General features: G+C 67.3%; 17 protein-coding genes and 2 tRNA genes. 15 read left to right on the top strand and 4 right to left on the bottom strand.

Annotated elements, in window-relative coordinates; translation table 11 throughout:
• Positions 1-31: 31 nt before the first annotated feature.
• Positions 32-919: a mechanosensitive ion channel family protein gene (locus tag HT102_RS04270; protein WP_192038175.1), complete on the bottom strand. Its 888-nt coding sequence runs from the start codon at positions 917-919 to the stop codon at positions 32-34.
• 195 nt (positions 920-1114) lie between these two features.
• Here HT102_RS04270 and HT102_RS04265 point away from each other — a divergent pair, with 195 nt between their 5' ends.
• The 3 genes from HT102_RS04265 (at position 1115) to HT102_RS04255 (ending at position 2510) form a co-directional block, all read left to right on the top strand.
• Entirely contained in the window at positions 1115-1699 is a 585-nt protein-coding gene (locus HT102_RS04265; protein WP_225443215.1) for an HNH endonuclease, read from the top strand.
• Between the two features lie 108 nt (positions 1700-1807).
• Complete coding sequence (gene ctaJ / locus HT102_RS04260; protein WP_225443273.1) at positions 1808-2041, top strand: aa3-type cytochrome oxidase subunit CtaJ; 234 nt, start codon at positions 1808-1810, stop codon at positions 2039-2041.
• A complete protein-coding gene (locus tag HT102_RS04255; protein ID WP_333473277.1) occupies positions 2028-2510 on the top strand; it encodes a DUF5130 family protein in 483 nt (160 codons plus the stop codon). Before ctaJ ends, HT102_RS04255 begins: the two co-directional genes overlap by 14 nt.
• An 88-nt stretch (positions 2511-2598) precedes the next feature.
• On the opposite strand, the gene pepN is transcribed toward HT102_RS04255, so the two are convergent.
• Positions 2599-5178: an aminopeptidase N gene (gene pepN / locus HT102_RS04250; protein ID WP_192038171.1), complete on the bottom strand. Its 2580-nt coding sequence runs from the start codon at positions 5176-5178 to the stop codon at positions 2599-2601.
• 545 nt (positions 5179-5723) lie between these two features.
• Between pepN and HT102_RS04245 the strand changes: the two genes are divergently transcribed.
• Both HT102_RS04245 and HT102_RS04240 read left to right on the top strand, forming a co-directional pair.
• Positions 5724-6620, top strand: a complete 897-nt coding sequence (locus HT102_RS04245; RefSeq protein ID WP_192038170.1) for an SGNH/GDSL hydrolase family protein — start codon at positions 5724-5726, stop codon at positions 6618-6620.
• A 49-nt stretch (positions 6621-6669) separates the two neighbouring features.
• The gene (locus tag HT102_RS04240; RefSeq protein WP_192038169.1) at positions 6670-7281 is read left to right on the top strand and encodes a mycothiol-dependent nitroreductase Rv2466c family protein; all 612 of its coding nucleotides are present in this window, start codon (positions 6670-6672) and stop codon (positions 7279-7281) included.
• A gap of 3 nt (positions 7282-7284) precedes the next feature.
• On the opposite strand, the gene HT102_RS04235 is transcribed toward HT102_RS04240, so the two are convergent.
• Positions 7285-7932: a TetR/AcrR family transcriptional regulator gene (locus HT102_RS04235; RefSeq protein ID WP_333473276.1), complete on the bottom strand. Its 648-nt coding sequence runs from the start codon at positions 7930-7932 to the stop codon at positions 7285-7287.
• A 73-nt stretch (positions 7933-8005) separates the two neighbouring features.
• Here HT102_RS04235 and HT102_RS04230 point away from each other — a divergent pair, with 73 nt between their 5' ends.
• The 5 genes from HT102_RS04230 to HT102_RS04210 all read left to right on the top strand — a co-directional run bounded on the left by HT102_RS04230 (position 8006) and on the right by HT102_RS04210 (position 12309).
• Positions 8006-9085 (top strand): oxygenase MpaB family protein, encoded by a 1080-nt coding sequence (locus HT102_RS04230; protein ID WP_192038168.1) that lies wholly within the window; start codon positions 8006-8008, stop codon positions 9083-9085.
• A gap of 616 nt (positions 9086-9701) precedes the next feature.
• Entirely contained in the window at positions 9702-10175 is a 474-nt protein-coding gene (locus HT102_RS04225) for a ribose-5-phosphate isomerase (RefSeq protein WP_192038167.1), read from the top strand.
• Between the two features lie 27 nt (positions 10176-10202).
• Positions 10203-10997, top strand: coding sequence for an Fpg/Nei family DNA glycosylase (locus HT102_RS04220; RefSeq protein WP_192038166.1), 795 nt, complete (start codon positions 10203-10205; stop codon positions 10995-10997).
• A gap of 41 nt (positions 10998-11038) precedes the next feature.
• Positions 11039-11317, top strand: a complete 279-nt coding sequence (locus tag HT102_RS04215) for a GNAT family N-acetyltransferase (RefSeq protein ID WP_192038165.1) — start codon at positions 11039-11041, stop codon at positions 11315-11317.
• A gap of 2 nt (positions 11318-11319) precedes the next feature.
• The gene (locus HT102_RS04210) at positions 11320-12309 is read left to right on the top strand and encodes a DUF2804 domain-containing protein (protein ID WP_192038164.1); all 990 of its coding nucleotides are present in this window, start codon (positions 11320-11322) and stop codon (positions 12307-12309) included.
• 163 nt (positions 12310-12472) lie between these two features.
• Here HT102_RS04210 and HT102_RS04205 read toward each other — a convergent pair.
• Positions 12473-12546: transfer RNA gene (locus HT102_RS04205), tRNA-Gly, on the bottom strand.
• 128 nt (positions 12547-12674) lie between these two features.
• On the opposite strand from HT102_RS04205, the gene HT102_RS04200 reads away from it, so the two are divergent.
• From HT102_RS04200 to clpX, 5 genes are all read left to right on the top strand, one after another.
• A tRNA-Pro gene (locus HT102_RS04200) sits at positions 12675-12748 on the top strand.
• Positions 12749-12882: 134 nt separating this feature from the next.
• Positions 12883-14298, top strand: a complete 1416-nt coding sequence (gene tig, locus HT102_RS04195; RefSeq protein ID WP_192038163.1) for a trigger factor — start codon at positions 12883-12885, stop codon at positions 14296-14298.
• Between the two features lie 219 nt (positions 14299-14517).
• Entirely contained in the window at positions 14518-15105 is a 588-nt protein-coding gene (locus HT102_RS04190; protein ID WP_192038424.1) for an ATP-dependent Clp protease proteolytic subunit, read from the top strand.
• 103 nt (positions 15106-15208) lie between these two features.
• Positions 15209-15862, top strand: a complete 654-nt coding sequence (locus tag HT102_RS04185; protein ID WP_225443213.1) for an ATP-dependent Clp protease proteolytic subunit — start codon at positions 15209-15211, stop codon at positions 15860-15862.
• A gap of 280 nt (positions 15863-16142) precedes the next feature.
• On the top strand, positions 16143-17423 hold the full coding sequence (clpX, locus tag HT102_RS04180; RefSeq protein WP_192038162.1) for an ATP-dependent Clp protease ATP-binding subunit ClpX: 1281 nt from the start codon (positions 16143-16145) through the stop codon (positions 17421-17423).
• Positions 17424-17426 lie beyond the last annotated feature (3 nt).

Here is a 17426-nt window from a genome sequence, read left to right as displayed (position 1 = left end):
CATCATGCCTTGCGGGGGCATGATCGTGCGATCACTGGTGGGCCTTCTCCGCGTGGATGGTGATGTCCGCTGCCTCGCGCGCCGTCAGTACCTTGCTGTTGATGTACCTTTGCACCGCCCATTGGCTGCCAGCCCGCACGCGCGCGGTCAACCGCAGCGTCACGGTGTAGGCGGTGGTCTGGTCCACGCCCAGCATGGCCGGGGCCTCGAGCATGTGATCGCGGACGGGATCGTCGAGGACGGCGGCGGCAGCGGTCTCCTCGACGATGCGGGCGGCCTCGGTGACATTGACCGGGCGGGCGAGCGCGACATCGATGACCGCCACGGCGTAGCCCTGGCTGAAGTTGCCGACCCGCAGCACCTCGCCGTTGCGCACGTACCAGAGCGTGCCGTCGATGCCCCGGACAGTGGTGACGCGCAGCCCGACGGTCTCGACGGTGCCGATGGCATCGCCGAGATCAACGACATCACCCACCCCGTACTGGTCCTCGAGCAGCATGAAGATGCCGGACAGGAAGTCGCGGACCAGGCTCTGGGCACCCCAGCCGACGGCGATGCCGACGATGCCCGCGGAGGCGATGAACGGTGCGACGTTGAGGCCGATGATGCTGAGCACCGTCAGCGCCACCCACGTGAGCAGGAGCAGCGAGACGGTGGACTTGAACACCGAGGCGAGGGTCTTGCGGCGCTGGTCGCGGCGCTCGTCGCGCCGTGCGGCGTCGGTGTTGCGGCGCCCGTTGCCAGGTGGGGGCTTGCGCTTGCGAGTGGTGACGCGGTCGATGAAGCGGTGCGCCGCCCACCGCAGCAGCAGCGCCACCACGATGTACGCGAGGAGTTCCAAGGGTTTCTGGATCAGCCATTCGCGGTTGGTGTCGGTCCATTCGAAAGCTTCCGTGACGTTGGCGAGCACGGCGCCCATCGTACGGATCAGGCGGCGCGCATCCCACCTGCGAGGCGCAGGGGGAGCGCGCGGGGCGAAGTTCACCGGGTATTACCTGGCTGCTTGCGTTATTCGCCGTGCGCGAAACGAATTTTTTCGGTTCACTGGTAAGCAGCGCTCATGGGAGGCCGGATGTCCAGACGTCACGCGAGGGAAGCCCACCACCGACAATGCATGCCTAGCGGTGACCACGCCGACGAGTCACTGCGGGCCCGATCGAGCACCCCGTCGCGCCAGGGCTGGAGCAACCGACGTGTCCTGCTCCTCAATGCCAGCTTCGAGCCGTTGACCACCGTGCCGGCCCGTCGCGCGATCATCCTGGTCCTGCGAGGCCGCGCGGAAGTACTGCATCCCGATGCGTCGGGCATGATCATCCATGCCGCGGATGGGCCTATCCCGGTCCCATCGGTGATCCGCCTCACCACCTATGTGCGCGTGCCCTACATCGCGCGCGTGCCGTTGACCCGGACCACGCTCATGCAGCGCGACCGGAACAGGTGCGGGTACTGCGGTGGCCGCGCGGACACGATCGATCATGTGATCCCACGGAGCCGGGGCGGCGCCCATGCCTGGGAGAACTGCGTGGCGTGCTGCACGCGATGCAACCACCGAAAGGCCGACAAGCTGCTCAGCGAGATCGGCTGGACGCTGGCCGCGCCGCTGCGCGCCCCCGCGGGACGCCATTGGCACCTGGTGTCGAAGATCCGCGCTCATGACCCGGTGTGGTCGGACTATGTGCCGGCCCTGGCCTCGGCCTGAGCGGCGCGGGGCCCAGCCGTGGTGGCCCGATCGGCCTGGCTCGGGTATTTTTGCCGACCCGGCGCGCGCGACCGGTAGCGCTTCGATTACCTTTTATGTGTGAGCATCATGGAGACAGTCCTCGTGTTCGTGGTCATTCCGGCGGCGGTCATTGCCGTCCTCGGGCTTGCCGCGATGTTGAAGAAGCCCGAGCTCCGTCCCGAGCCGTACCGGCTGGGTGACCCGTGGCCGTATGGCCCGTTGTGGTGGAGCGCCGTCGATGAGCATGGACACAGCCACGGTGGCCATGGCGACACGTCCGATGCGCAGCCGATTGGAGGATCCGCAAGTGCAACATGGTGAGATCGTCGTCCCTTCCGCGCTACCCGTGGAGGACCTGCCCATGGGTTCGGGGCAGACCCCAAGTGGCCGGATCTCCGCTGTCCGCTTCCTCGATGAGCCAGTGGACAAGCTGCCGTTCGATCGGGACCACCGCATTCGTCTCGACGAGGCGCTGATCCGCGCTACCCGCGACACCGGCATCAAGTTCACGATCTATCTCGGTGATCTCGGCGCGGAGTCGAATGACAAGGCGTTCGAGCTGCTCGACAGCCTTGACGACGCCGCCCACAGCGCGCTGATCGCGGTGGCCCCGGGCGAGCGGCGGATCGAGGTCGTGTCCGGCTCCGCGGTGGCTCACCGCGTGACGGACCGCATCTGCCAGCTCGGCATCACCGCGGCGTTGCCGTTGCTGCGGGAGGGTGACCTCCTGGACGGACTCGTGGCAGCGGTGAAGGTGATGTCTGCCGCGACGACCCCCGTGCGCTCCTGATCCATCCGTGATGCTCGATCCAGCGTGATGCTGGACATTCACGTGGGCCGCCCCCGCTTGCCGGGGGCGGCCCTTTTTGGTGCGTGGACTACTGCTTGGTGCTCGAGTCGAACTCCCGGGCCCGCAGGGACCGCTCGATCCCGGACCTGCCCTCGCTGACGAGGCGGCGCAGCGCGGGGGAGCGATCCTCGGCAAGGAATTCATCGGCGCGCTGCAAACCGGCCTCGCTGATGTCCCAGGTCGGGTAGAGGCCAGTCACGATGGTCTGCGCGACCTCGCTCTCGCGTTCCCGCCAGATGCCGGGGATCTCCGCGAAGTAGCGATCCGCGTAGCCTTCGAGCAACGTGGCCTGCCCCGGCCGGGCGAAGCCGGCGATCATCGATCGCGCGAGCGTGTGCGAGAGGGCGCTGTCGTTCATGACGCTCTCCCACGCCTGGCTCTTCGCGTCGGCGCGCGGACGCATGACGGCGGCCTTCGCGGCCTGCCGGGCACCGGTAGCGGTGTTGTCGCGCGCCGCTTCCTCGTCGATGCGTGGGGTCCCGTCGGTGTCCGCGTCGATGCGTCCGGCCGCGGCGAGGGCCTGGATGAGGCGCCAGCGGAGGTCCGTATCGACAGCGAGGCCAGGGAGCTCGGCGGCATCGGGGCTGTCGGAGAGCACGGTCCCGAGCACGTCGGCGTGGCGGTCCTCGAGGCGGGCGGCGCACAAGGCGTTGACGAACGCGAGCTGGTGATCGGAGCCTGCCTCGGCGGCTCGGGCCTGCTCGAGCAGCAGGTCGGCGAAGCCGGGCCAACCAGTCTCGTCGGCCCAGGTCGGGTCCGCGTACGAGCCGATCGCCGTGGTGGCCTGGAGCAGCAGGCGCTGCACCACGCCGACCTCGCTCTCGGTGCCGATCCCGCGCTGCACGAGTGCCGCGAAGTCACGGGCCCGCATCTGCGCGTTGCGGGTCATCTCCCACGCCGCCGACCAAACGAGGGTGCGGGGGAGCGATTCGGCGATGTCGCCGATGCGGTCGATGGCGGTGCGCAGGGAGTCCTCGTCGAGGCGCAGCGAGCAGTAAGTAAGGTCGTCATCATTGACGAGCACGAGCGCGCCGCGCGGCGCGCCGACGAGATCAGGCACCTCGGTGCGCTCGCCAGCGATGTCGAGCTCGATGCGACGCTGTCGTACCAGGCGTCCGGATTCGTCATCGCCGTACACACCGACCGCGATGCGGTGGGTGCGTCGCTCGCCCGCGCCGGGCTCCGCGCCGCCCTGGACAACGGCGAACGAGGCATAGTTGCCGTCCTCGTCGACGGTGAACTCGGGCGCCAGGGTGTTCAGGCCCGTGGTGCGCAGCCACTGGTCGCCCCAGTCGGAGAGGTCGCGGCCCGAGGATGCCTCCAGGGCGCGCAGCAGGTCATCGAAGGTCGCGTTGCCGTAGGCGTGCTCGCGGAAGTAGGCGCGCAGGCCCGCGAGGAAGTCCTCGAGCCCCACGTACGCGACGAGCTGCTTGAGCACGCTGGCGCCCTTGGCGTAGGTGATGCCATCGAAGTTGACCTCCACCGCCTCGAGGTCAGGCATGTCCGCGGCGATGGGGTGCGTGGAGGGCAGCTGGTCCTGCCGGTAGGCCCACGCCTTCTCCACGTTCGCGAAGGAGGTCCAGGCGTTGGTGTACTCGGTGGCCTCGGCCTGGCACAGCACGGAAGCGAAGGTCGCGAACGATTCGTTGAGCCACAGGTCATCCCACCAGAGCATGGTCACGAGATCGCCGAACCACATGTGCGCCATCTCGTGCAGCACTGTCTCCGCGCGCCGCTCGTAGAGGTCGTGGGTGACGCGGCTGCGGAAGACATAGTCCTCGAGGTAGGTGACCGCGCCCGCGTTCTCCATCGCGCCCGCGTTGAACTCGGGAACGAAAAGCTGGTCGTACTTGCCGAAGGCATAGGGGATCTCGAAGTTGCGGTGGTAGAAGCCGAAGCCCTGCTTGGTCTCGGTGAACAACCGGTCCGCATCCATGTGCTCGGCCAGCGAAGCGCGGCAGAAGATGCCCAGCGGGATCTCGCCATGCTCATCGTGGTAGGTGTCGGTCCACTTCGCGTAGGGGCCCGCCACGAGCGCCGCGAGGTAGGTGCTCATCCGTGGGGTGGTCGCGAAGGCGCGCACGAGCCCATCCCGGCTGGTCTCGGCACCGTTGGTGATGACCTCCCAGTGCTCGGGGGCGGTCACGGAGAAATCGAACACGGCCTTAAGGTCGGGCTGGTCGAAGCAAGCAAGCATGCGCTTGGCATCGGCGGTCTGGAACTGCGAGTAGAGATAGACCTCCCCGTCGGCGGGGTCGACGAAGCGGTGCAGGCCCGCGCCGGTATGCGAGTAGGCAAGATCCGCCTCGATGACGAGCTCGTTCGAGGCTGCCAGCCCCTCGAGCCGCAGCCCCTCCTCATGGGAATAGCCGGACGTATCGACCTTCGCGCCGTTGAGAGAGGCCTCGTGGATCGTCGTCGCGATCAGGTCGATGAAGGTAGAGGCTCCCGGCGTGGCGGCGAAGCGAACGACGGTGCGCGAGCGGAAAGTGTCCGCGCCCGGCTGGCCCTGGCCATCAGTGACGTCGATCTGCACGGTGTAGCTTTCGACCGAGACGATTCCCGCGCGTTCCCGCGCTTGGTCCCGGGTCAGGTTTGGAGCTGCCACGAGGAGCGCCTTTCTGCCGTGGTGTTCGGATGGTCATCAGGCATGCCCGGTGCGGGCCATGTCGATCCAGCACCCCCCATCATGCGCCGCGCAGCGACGCGCGTCACCGTGGACACCAGGCGTGGCGGTGTTTTCCGCTCACAGGAAAATCCGCGTGCGCACCGTTCGGTGAATCCACTCACAAATTCACGAGGCCCATCCCGCGCAAGCGCGCGACGTGCGAAGATGAGTCCATGCAGCGATGCGATCGCCACCGCGAGGGGTGCCTGCAACTCAACGTGCAGTCAACATCGGCGATGCGTCGGGTGATGGTGTAGCGCGAACCGCGTAGCCCACTTGGCGGACCCGCAGCTGTATTTGTGGGGGCGCGGGAAGACCCGGCCTGGTCACGACATGCAAGCGTGACCGGGCCGGATTTTCTTTTCCCGGCCAGGCAGTCCCTGGCAGGGCGCGGAGGGCCATGCGCCCGCGGGCCGCGATGTGTACGTTGGTTCGTCGAGACCGCCGCGTCGACCTTGCCGCGAGAACCGAGGAGACCCACCCCGATGCCGCCAGCACGGCCCCCGCGCGTGATCCGCCGCGTGCTCGCCGCGATCGGCCTGCTCCTCGTCCTGGGGCTAGCGCTGGTCGCCATGCCTGGAGCGAGCTCGCCGCGCACGAGCGAGCACTACGTGGCGCTGGGGGACTCCCGCGCCGCAGGGCCCTCGACGCTGCAGTTCCTCAACGACAGCTGCGGCCGCACGGCGGAGTCGTATCCCCGGTTGCTCGCGGAGTGGCTGCGCCCCGAGTTCTTCACCTTTGCCGCGTGCAGCGGCGCCACGGTCGAGGACATCCTCGACGAGCCGCAGGAGACCCGCAGTGGCCCCAGGGCGCTGCAGCTCGACGCGGTCACTCCCGAGACGACGCTCATCACGATCAGCATCGGAGGCAACGACGTTCGCTGGTATGACATCGCCCGCCGATGCTTCACCAAGGACGAGGGCGGCGACCGCGAGTGCCGCAACGATCCCGAGACCCGCATTGCCGCGATGGAGTCGCTGCGACCGCTGCGGCCACGGCTCGATCGGCTCCTCGGCACGCTCCAGGAGCGCGCGCCCAAGGCATTGATCTTCCTCGCGAGCCACGGCGGGACGGTGGGCAACCGGGGATGCTGGCCGTCGGTCCCCGCCAGTGACGCCGATGCACGGTTCATCGCCGGCTACCAGGATCGGATGAACGCCATCATCGAGGCCGCCGCGGACCACGCAGGCGTGACCTATGTCGATCTGGCCTCGCGCAGCGAGGGCCACGATGCCTGCCAGCCCAAGGCGCGCAAGTGGTACGAGGGCAACGTCACTACCTCCACCTCGCTGAGCATGCATCCCAACAACACGGGAAACGCGGGCTTCTCCAGGATCTTTCAGGGATACATCAAGGAAGAGTTCCGCAAGCGCGTGCGTTGAGGTAGCCAGCGCGTGCTGACCGCGATGCGACCAATCGAGAGGACGACCAATGGATAATTCCCTTGACCGCGTTGATTTCTGGTTCGACCCGGCTTGTCCTTGGTGCTGGATCACCTCCCGCTGGATCCTCGAGGGCGAGGACGTGCGCGATATCGAGGTCCGGTTCCATGTGATGAGCCTGTACGTGCTCAACGAGGACAAGGACATCCCTGCGGGCTATCGGGACAAGCTCGACAGCACGCTCGGGCCGGTGCGGGTGCTCATCGCCGCCGAGCAGCAGCACGGCCCCGAGGTGCTGGCCCCTCTCTATACGGCGATGGGGGAGCGCATCCACAACAAGGGCATGAGCGACCGCATGGAGGTGGTGCGCGAGGCGCTCGCCGAGACCGGCTTGCCCGCGAGCCTCGCTGATGCCGCCACGAGCGACGCGCATGACGACGCGCTACGGGCTAGCCACCACGCGGGAATGGACGTTGTCGGCGATGATGTCGGCACGCCCACGATCCACATCAATGGCACAGCGTTCTTCGGGCCGGTGCTCTCCCGGATCCCGCGCGGGGAGACCGCGGGCAAGCTATGGGACGGAGCTGTCGCGCTCGCTTCCTACCCGCACTTCTTCGAGCTCAAGCGCACCCGCACCGAGGATCCGGTGTTCGACTAGCAGCTAGTCCTCGCTAGGCGGCCGGGTCGCGTCGAGGAGCCCCCGGAGGGCATCGACGAGGCGGTCCCTGGCGTAGCGGGGCGGATCCTCGAGCATGAGCCTGCCGAAGTGCTCCGTGGTGACGAGCACGAGGTGCGAGAGCACTTCGACGTCGAGCCACGGGCCGCCGCGCTGCTCGAGGCCGTGCTGCAGGGCGTCGGCGATGTAGCCGCGAATCAGCTCGCGGGTCGACTCGATCCGATCGCGGACCATCGCTGGCGTGTTAGTGGTGATCCCGAGCACGGGCTTCCAGATCTCAGGTTGCTCGCGCACGAGGTCGATGAGGCCGGAAACGCCGTCGAGGATCCATTCGTCGACGTCGCCCGTCCAGGCGTCGGTGGGGATCAGCCGGAGGGCGGACGCGAGCGCGCGGCGCTGGGTGCGGTCGAGGAGGGCGTGGAGCAGTGGCTCGAGGCCGTCATAGGCGCTGTAGACGACCGGGCGGGTGACCCCGGCCTCGTGCGCGATCGCTTCGATCGAGACGTGGTCGTACCCATCGCGGACGACCACGTGCAGCGCGGCATCGAGCAGTTGCTCGCGGCGTTGCTCGACGGGCATGCGCTGGGCGTAGCGTCGGCGCTTTCGTGGGGGCGGTTCCGTGCCTGAAGTCACTCCTTGACGTTACTGCAGTAGTGTAAAGTTCGCTGAACCTACAACGCTGTAGTAATTCTAGGAGGAACAACTGATGCTCGGGATCAAGACCAGGGCCGCGCTTCGCGAGGAGTTCGCGCCGCACGCTGACTATGGCTTCTTCGGACCAGGCTCGGTCGCCTGGAAGGTGTGGAGCCACCCCACCTCATACATCCTTGGCTTCGCGCGCGCCGTGACGATCGAGCACCTCGACCCCAACCTCGCTGCCGCGGTGGTGCAGGCCGGCGGGGTCAGGTACCGCCCCCACACCCGCTACGGACGCACCATGCGCTACTTCGCCTTGGTCGCCTTCGGCGCCACCGAGCCCACCGCCAAGGCAGCGGACGTGCTCGTCAAGATCCACTCGAAAGCCATCGGCAACGACCCAGTGACCGGCTCGACCTATGACGCCAACAAGCCGAGCTCCCAGCTGTGGATCCACATGACAGCCTGGCACTCGATCCTCTATTGCTACGAGAAGTTCGGCCCCGGTCGCCTCTCTCCCCACGAGGAAGCACAATTCTGGGAGGAGTGCGCCCGGGCCGCCGAGCTGCAAACCATCGACCCCGCGACGGTCCCGCGCACCCGCGAGGACGTCATCCGGTACTTCGAGGACTGGCGCCCGCACCTCGCCGCCTCCGAGGCCGCGCAGGACATGGTGCACTTCATCCTCGGCCTCGATGTGGCGCTCCCGCCAGACATGCCCGCATGGCAGAAGAGAGCGATGAGCCCGATGCTGTACGTTCTGCGCCACGGCATCATTTCCCCCTACCCGCAGTACATGCGCCAGATGTGCGGCCTGCGGCAGGGCCCGCTGCTCGACATGCTGATCGTGCCGCCGAACAAGATCTTCCACGCGGCGATGCATCGGTCGATCAACCTCTCGATGCTGCTGATGAGGATGATCGCTCCAGCGGCTCTCGAGATCGCGATGCCCGTCCTGCTCGACATCCCCGCGGACAATCCGATCACGATGACCCCGCGCGAGGCGCAGGCCAAGTATGGCTACGAGCTGCCAGTCCATGCCCATCAAGACTTGCGGGCGCGCCAGCATGACCGTGTGTTCGCCAAGGGCGAGGCACCGAGCGACGAGGGGCTCATCGAGTCCGAGCAGCACATCGGCGCGATGTCGTGAACCTCGTGGCGTTGTAGCCGCCGGGCCTCGTCTGGTGCCCCGTCCGCGGGTGCCCGGGCTGGTGCCCCGTCCGCGGGAGCCCGGGCTGGTGCTGGTGCCCCGTCCTCCGGTGCCCGGGCTGGTGCCCCGTCCGCGGGTGCCCGGGCTGGTGCCCCGTCCGCGGGAGCCCGGGCTGGTGCTGGTGCCCCGTCCTCCGGTGCCCGGGCTGGTGCCCCGTCCGCGGGTGCCCGGGCTGGTGCCCCGTCCGCGGGAGCCCGGGCTGGTGCTGGTGCCCCGTCCTCCGGTGCCCGGGCTGGTGCCCCGTCCGCGGGTGCCCGGGCTGGTGCCCCGTCCGCAAACGCGATAGAAACTGCCTCGAGACCAGGTCGGCTTCTATCGCGTTTGCCAGTTTCCGGTGCTTTTGCCACCGCGCGGGTTCCACCGAGGCCACCGCGCCGGCCACCGCGCGGGTTCCACCGAGGCCACCGCGCCGGCCACCGCGCGGGTTCCACCGAGGCCACCGCGCCAGCCACCGCGCGGGTTCCACCGAGGCCACCGCGCGGGTTCCACCGACGGCTCCAGCCACCGCGCCGGGTCGATGCATCGATTCCGCGCCGGGGCTGGCAGAATCGGAGCCATGCGCGTTTACCTAGGTGCCGACCATGCCGGCTTCGAGCTGAAGAACCTCATCAAGGACCACCTCACCACCCTCGGGCACGATGTCACCGACTGCGGTGCCTTCGAGTACGACGCCCTCGACGATTATCCCGCCTTCTGCATCGATGCGGCCCGCAAGGTCGTCGCTGACCCCGGCAGCCTCGGCATCGTCCTCGGCGGCTCGGGCAATGGCGAGCAGATCGCCGCCAACAAGGTGCCCGGTGCGCGCTGCGCGCTCGCCTGGAGCGTCGAGACCGCCCAGCTTGCCCGCCAGCACAACAACGCGCAGCTCATCGGCCTCGGTGGCCGCATGCACAGCACCGAGGAGGCCATCGCCATCGTCGAGGCGTTCCTGGCCACGGAGTGGTCCAACGAGGACCGCCACCAGCGGCGCATCGACATCCTCGCCCAGTACGAGCAGACCGGCGAGGCCCCGGCCGTTCCTGGCGCATGATGCCGCGCGTCGCGGCGGACGCGACCCGTGCCTGAGGGACACACTCTCCCCCGGCTCGCCGCCGAGCACACCCGGCTGCTGGCCGGCGAGCATGTCCGGGCAAGCAGCCCCCAGGGGCGTTTCGCCGAGGGATCCCGGATCATCGACGGCCAGGCGTTCGAGCTTGCCGAGGCATGGGGCAAGCACCTGCTGCACCGCTACGAGGGCGGGACCCTCGTGCACATCCACCTCGGTCTCTACGGCTCTTTCACGACACTTCCCACGCCTGCCGAGCCACCCGTGGGCCAGGTCCGCATGCGGCTTGCCACGGGATCGCACGTCATTGACCTGCGGGGCCCCACGCGGTGCGAGCTGATGGGGCAGCCGCGGCTCGCGGCGCTGCTCGACCGGCTCGGGCCCGACCCATTGCGCCGTGATGCCGAACCGGGCCTCGCCTGGGATCGCGTCTCGCGGTCGCGGGTGCCCATCGGGGCCTTGCTGATGGACCAGGAAGTGATCGCCGGGGTGGGCAACGTCTACCGCGCCGAGGTGTTGTTCCGGCAGCGAATCGCGCCCCACCGGCCTGGACGCGACCTCGATCGTCGCCAGTGGAACGCGCTCTGGAGCGATCTGGTAACCCTCATGCCGGTCGGTGTGCGGGAGGGGCGCATGATCACCGTCCGGCCCGAGCACGACCACGGTGCCCCGCCTTACGCGCCCGGGAGGCCTCGGACCTACGTATACCGGCGCGCCGCGGAGCCCTGCCGAATCTGCGCCACGACCGTCAAGCAGGAGGAGCTCCGAGGGCGGAAGCTGTACTGGTGCCCGCGGTGCCAGCGCTAGCGTGGGGAACAAACCCGCGCGGCGCGCTTGTTGGGGGGAACATGACCGAAACGATGAAGCACGATGCCGCTGCCCGCCGCTACTCACTCATCATCGATGGCACAGAGGCCGGCTACGCCGACTACGTCGAGACCGGCTCGATCCGGGACTTCAACCGCACGGTCACCGACCCCGACCACCGGGGCAAGGGAGTCGCGGGCAGGGTCGTGCGGTACGCGCTCGACGATAGCCGCGCCACCGGCTTCTCGATCATCCCCTCCTGCCCGTTCGTCGACGGATTCATCGCGAAGAATCCCGAGTACAAGGATCTGCTGGCCTGACCATGGACCTGCCGCCCGCGCCCGCCAGGCTTCCCCGTCCGGGGGAGCGCGCGGGTGCGCTCGACGGGTGCTACCTCGGGCCCATCGCAGACCTGTCCACCCGTGAATGGGACCACGGCCTGCCGTTCCGTCGCCGCGCTCAGCGCAAGGCGTGGGTGTACGCCGGGATCTTTGCCGAGCAAGCCTCGGCCGGTATCGCGATCGTGGACGCCGGCCATACCGCGACCGCTTTCTGCTACGTGCACGACCGCAGAACCGGGCGGCTCACCGAGGACAAGATCCTCGTCCCTGCAGGATTCCCGCGCTCGTTCGCACCGGACTGGCGCGCGGAATGGACCCTGGGGCGCGGACGGGGCACATGGCGGATCCACCACGAAGGCGGCGCGTGGCATGTGCATCACCGCGGGCGTGACCTGGAATTGTCAGCCATCCTCGGCGGACCGGACGGGCACGCCGGCCTCTCCGCGATCAGCTCCGCGCCCGGCCGCCCGTTCCACCACACCTACAAGGTCGCTGGGCTGCCCGCATCGGGCACCGCGAGCGCCCGCGGCTCGGTGATCCCGCTCGAGGGGCGTGCCTCGGTCGATTTCACCCTCGGCTACCCGCCCCGCGAGACGCTGTGGAACTGGGCCAGCCTCGACGGCACCACGGAATCGGGCCAGCCCATCGCGATCAACCTCGTCGCGCATTTCCTGAACGGTCTCGAGAATGCCGCCTGGTGGCAAGACGGGATCGTGCCTCTGCCGCAGGCCACCTTCGAGCTCGACCGCTCGGCGCCGCTCGATCCCTGGCGGCTGCGCACGGCCGGGGGAGAGCTCGATCTTGTGTTCCACCCGGAGGGGCAGCGGCGCGAGCATCTCGAGGCTGGCGTGATCGCCAGCAAGTTCGTCCAGCCGTTCGGCTGGTTCGAAGGAACGTTCCGGTCGCCGGGCGGCGAGGTGCACGAGCTGCGGGGGCGCGGCGTGGTGGAGGACCATCGGGCCCGCTGGTGAGGAGCGGGTGGGGTGCGCGGCCTCGGCCCCGCCGTAGTGCCAAGAAGGACAGGTTCCCGGCGCTGAGCGGTCGTTTTTCGAACACTCGCGGGGGTCGCGCGGCGTTCAGCGGAAACGAGAAAGCCCCTGGCCGCGTTTCCGCAAGCCAGGGGCTTCACGCACATGGAGCGGGTGACGGGAATCGAACCCGCACCATCAGCTTGGAAGGCTGAGGTTCTACCATTGAACTACACCCGCGCTCGCACCTTGGTGCGTGCGACAAGTGACTGTACCTAACCTGCTTTGGAAACGCCAAGCCAAGCACGTAACATTGCCCGGGCTGCAACTCGGGGCTTTTTCCATGTAGTCTCTCGGGTTGGAGCAAACGGGGTGTAGCGCAGCTTGGTAGCGCATCCGCTTTGGGAGCGGAGGGTCGCAGGTTCAAATCCTGTCACCCCGACGTTGTGGCCTCCGGTCGTGAATCGTGATCTTGGCGCCAAGATGGGCCGGCGGGCCGCGCAACCGGGGCCGGTGATCCGGGATTCGCATTGCCACCCCCTTGTAAGATTCAAAAAACCAGGTAGGAGCATGTCCGTGAAAAGCACCGTCGAGCAGCTGAGCGCGACGCGAGTACGTATCAGTGTCGAGGTGCCCTTCGAGGAGCTGAAGTCGGACTTCGACCGCGCCTACAAGGCGCTCGCCCAGCAGGTCCGGGTACCCGGCTTCCGCCCTGGAAAGGTGCCGCCCCGCATCATCGACGCGCGCGTTGGCCGCAGTGCCGTGCTCGAGCAGGTCATCAACGACACTGTTCCGGGCAAGTACTCGGAGGCTGTCTCCGAGGGGGACATCAAGGCCATCGGGCAGCCCGAGATCGAGGTGACCAAGATCGAGGATGACCACTTCGGCTTCACTGCCGCGGTGGATGTGCGCCCCGAGATCACCCTTCCCGAGTACGCCTCGCTCGAGGTCTCCGTCGAGGCCGAGGAAGCCACTGACGAGGACGTCGAGGAGCAGCTCGAGGAGCTGCGCAAGCGCTTCGGCACCGTGGTTCCGGTCGAGCGTGGCACCGAGAAGGGTGACCTTGTCACTCTTGATCTCGCGGCCACTGTCGACGGCAAGCCGGTCGAGGACGCGACCGCGGATGGCCTTTCCCACGAGGTGGGCTCGGGCGAGCTCATCGAGGGGCTCGATGAGGCGATCCTCGGTGTCGAGGCCGGCGGGACCGCTGAGTTCCCCACCAAGCTGCTGGCCGGCGATTTCGCGGGCGAGGACGCTGTCGTGGCTGTCACGGTGACCTCTGTGAAGACCCGCGAGCTGCCCGAGGTGGACGACGATTTCGCCTCGCTGGCCAGTGCCTTCGACACGGTCGAGGAGCTGCGCGCCGATCTTCGCGAGAAGGCCGAGCAGTCCAAGAAGATCCAGCTGACCAACTCGATCCGCGACAAGGTGCTCGAGAAGCTCCTCGAGGTCGTGGATTTCGAGGCGCCGCAGAAGGTTGTCGACGAGCAGGTGCACGAGCAGCTGCACAGCGCGCTCCACTCGCTCGGGGGCGAGGAGGACACCCTCAACCGTCTCCTCGAGGCGCAGGGCAAGTCCCGCGAGGAGTTCGACACGGAGTCCCGCGAGGCCGCCGAGCGTGCCGTCCGCGCGCAGTTGCTACTCGACGCGATCGCTGACGCCGATGACATCACCGTGGGGCAGCAGGAGCTGTTCGAGCGGATCTTCTCCGAGGCCCAGCGCTACGGCATGGAGCCGCAGCAGTTTATCCAGGAGATCCAGAAGCAGCCCAACGGCCTTGCCACGATCTTCGCCGATGCGCGCCGCACCAAGGCGCTCGTCGAGGTGATCCGGGCGGTCGTGGTGAAGGATCAGAACGGCACGGAGCTCGACGTCACCGAGTACTTCGGCGCAGCCGGGGACGATGAGGATGATGCGCTTCCGACCGAGGGCTCCGACGACGCGGTTGGCGAGACCGGCGAGGTCGAGGAGACCGAGGCCGACAACAAGTAGGCCGTATTTCTTGACGCTTACAGCGAACTAGGGCGGTGCCGGGATACCGGCGCCGCCCTAGTTCGTTACTGTCAGTGACAGACCCAATGCACATCGGCGCCCACGAGCTCGACGACATGGTGGGAATCCCCGCCCAAGCCCCGGCGCCGGGGAAACAACGTCCAGGTATCCGGAAGGCAGGCACCCGTGACCGTGCACACTCCCGCGCGCACCCCATCGATGCGTTCAGGCACATACGGTATGAACCTCAGCGACTCGGTGTTCGAGCGGCTGTTGCAGGAGCGCATCATCTTCCTGGGCACTCAGGTCGACGACGACATCGCCAACAAGCTGTGCGCTCAGATCCTCCTGCTGTCCGCGGAGGATCCCACCCGCGATATCTCGCTTTACATCAACTCGCCGGGTGGCTCGGTCACAGCGGGCATGGCGATCTTCGACACCATGCAGTTCGCCGAGTGCGATGTCGCTACCTACGCGATGGGCCTCGCGGCATCCATGGGGCAGTTCCTGCTCTCGGCGGGTACCGCGGGCAAGCGGTTCGCGCTCCCGCACGCTCGGATCATGATGCACCAGCCGTCCGCAGGCATCGGAGGCACGGCGGCGGATATCGCTATCCAGGCCGAGCAGTACGCCCATACCAAGCGAGAGATGGCCGAGCTGATCGCGCTGCACACCGGCCAGACCGTCGAGCAGATCACCAAGGACTCCGATCGCGATCGCTGGTTCACCGCCGCTCAGGCGAAGGACTACGGCTTTGTCGACCACGTCATCTCCCGTGCCGGCCAGTCCGGCGGCATCGGCCGCTGATCCATCCAGCGGCCACGCCGCTGAGCCATCGGCGGCCGCCGGCCGCTGGGGCCGCACCGAACCCCCACCTGTTGTCCTCGCCTGATAGAAACGTGGAGAAGACATGACCGTCAACCGCAATCCGCTTCCGCAGCACATGGGCCCGCAGGCCCGCTACATCCTGCCCTCCTTCATCGAGCATTCCAGCTACGGCGTCAAGGAATCCAACCCGTACAACAAGCTCTTCGAGGAGCGCATCATCTTCCTCGGCGTGCAGGTCGACGACGCCTCCGCGAACGATGTGATGGCGCAGCTCCTCGTCCTTGAGTCGCAGGATCCCGACCGTGACATCACGATGTACATCAACTCGCCGGGTGGATCTTTCACCTCGCTGATGGCGATCTACGACACCATGCAGTACGTGCGCGCTGACATCACCACCGTGTGCCTGGGCCAGGCGGCCTCCGCCGCAGCGATCCTGCTCGCCGCGGGATCCGCTGGCAAGCGGCTCGCGCTGCCCAACGCCCGCATCCTCATCCACCAGCCGGCCACGGGCGGCATGCAGGGCCAGGTCTCCGACCTCGAGATCCAGGCACGGGAGATCGAGCGGATGCGCAAGCAGATGGAGGACACCCTCTCCCGGCATACGGGCAAGTCCGCGGAGCAGATCCGCAAGGACAGCGATCGCGACCTCATCCTCACGGCGGAGGAAGCCAAGGCGTACGGGATCATCGACAACGTGCTTGAGTACCGCAAGCTTTCGCTGTCAAACCAGTGACAAAACCGACATGCTGACGGGTCGTCCCGGTTGTATGCTGGGACGACACGCCGCATGACGGCAGATACCGCACGAATCGGTATCGAACGGTGACGCTAGAGCCTCCGAGAGGGTCGTGAGGCGTCGCCGGGGCGCTGACGATAGGTAGCTGGCAGGAACTAGGACGTCGTGGATCGTTCGCGGCGGGTACTGTCAGGGCATGCTGCACATGACCACGATGCTGTAATAGCCGGGGATTCCCGGTAGGCGTGGCGAGTATCAGGAAGTTGGGAGCACGGGTATGGCGCGCATCGGTGACGGCGGCGACTTGTTGAAGTGCTCTTTCTGCGGAAAGAGCCAGAAGCAGGTCAAGAAGCTCATCGCGGGCCCCGGGGTGTACATCTGCGACGAGTGCATCGACCTGTGCAACGAGATCATCGAGGAAGAGCTCGCTGAGTCCAGCGACGTCAAGCTCGATCAGTTGCCCAAGCCGGTCGAGATCCACGATTTCCTCGAGCAGTACGTCATCGGGCAGAGCAACGCCAAGCGCACCCTCGCTGTCGCCGTGTACAACCACTACAAGCGCGTGCAGGCAGGGGAGAAGGCCCGGGACTCCCGCCACGAGCATGTGGACCTGCAGAAGTCGAACATCCTGATGCTCGGACCGACTGGCTGCGGCAAGACCTACCTCGCCCAGACCCTCGCGAAGATGCTCAACGTGCCCTTCGCCATCGCGGATGCCACTGCGCTCACCGAGGCTGGCTACGTTGGCGAGGATGTCGAGAACATCCTGCTCAAGCTCATCCAGGCTGCTGACTACGACGTCAAGCGCGCCGAGACCGGCATCATCTACATCGATGAGGTCGACAAGATCGCCCGCAAGAGCGAGAACCCGTCGATCACCCGCGACGTCTCCGGCGAAGGCGTGCAGCAGGCCTTGCTGAAGATCCTCGAGGGCACGCAGGCCAGCGTGCCGCCGCAGGGGGGACGCAAGCATCCCCACCAGGAATTCATCCAGATCGATACCAGCAATGTGCTGTTCATCGTCGCTGGCGCCTTCGCTGGCCTCGAGAAGATCGTTGCCGACCGGGTCGGCAAGCGCGGTATCGGGTTCGGCTCCGAGGTGCGCTCCAAGACCGATGTCGACACCGCTGATCGCTTCGCGGACGTCATGCCCGAGGACCTCATCAAGTTCGGGCTGATCCCCGAGTTCATCGGTCGCCTCCCCGTGGTGGCATCGGTGACCAACCTCGACAAGGAATCGCTCGTCTCCATCCTGTCGGAGCCGAAGAACGCACTGGTCAAGCAGTACACCCGCCTGTTCGAGATGGACAACGTCGAGCTCGAGTTCACCCCCGAGGCCCTCGAAGCCGTCGCGGACCAGGCGATCCTGCGGGGCACCGGTGCACGCGGCCTGCGCGCCATCATGGAGGAAGTCCTGCTGCCCGTCATGTATGACATCCCCAGCCGTGATGATGTGGCGAAGGTTGTGGTCACCGGATCGACCGTCCGGGAGAACGTGAACCCGACCATCGTGCCGCGGCGCGCGGAGGATCCCGAGCGGCGCGACAAGTCCGCCTGAGCA

Source organism: Lolliginicoccus lacisalsi (genome assembly GCF_014841105.1).
Classification (GTDB): Bacteria; Actinomycetota; Actinomycetes; order Mycobacteriales; family Mycobacteriaceae; genus Lolliginicoccus; species Lolliginicoccus lacisalsi.
Note: the sequence above shows the minus strand (reverse complement) of the source record. Positions and strands in the feature narration are given on the sequence as shown.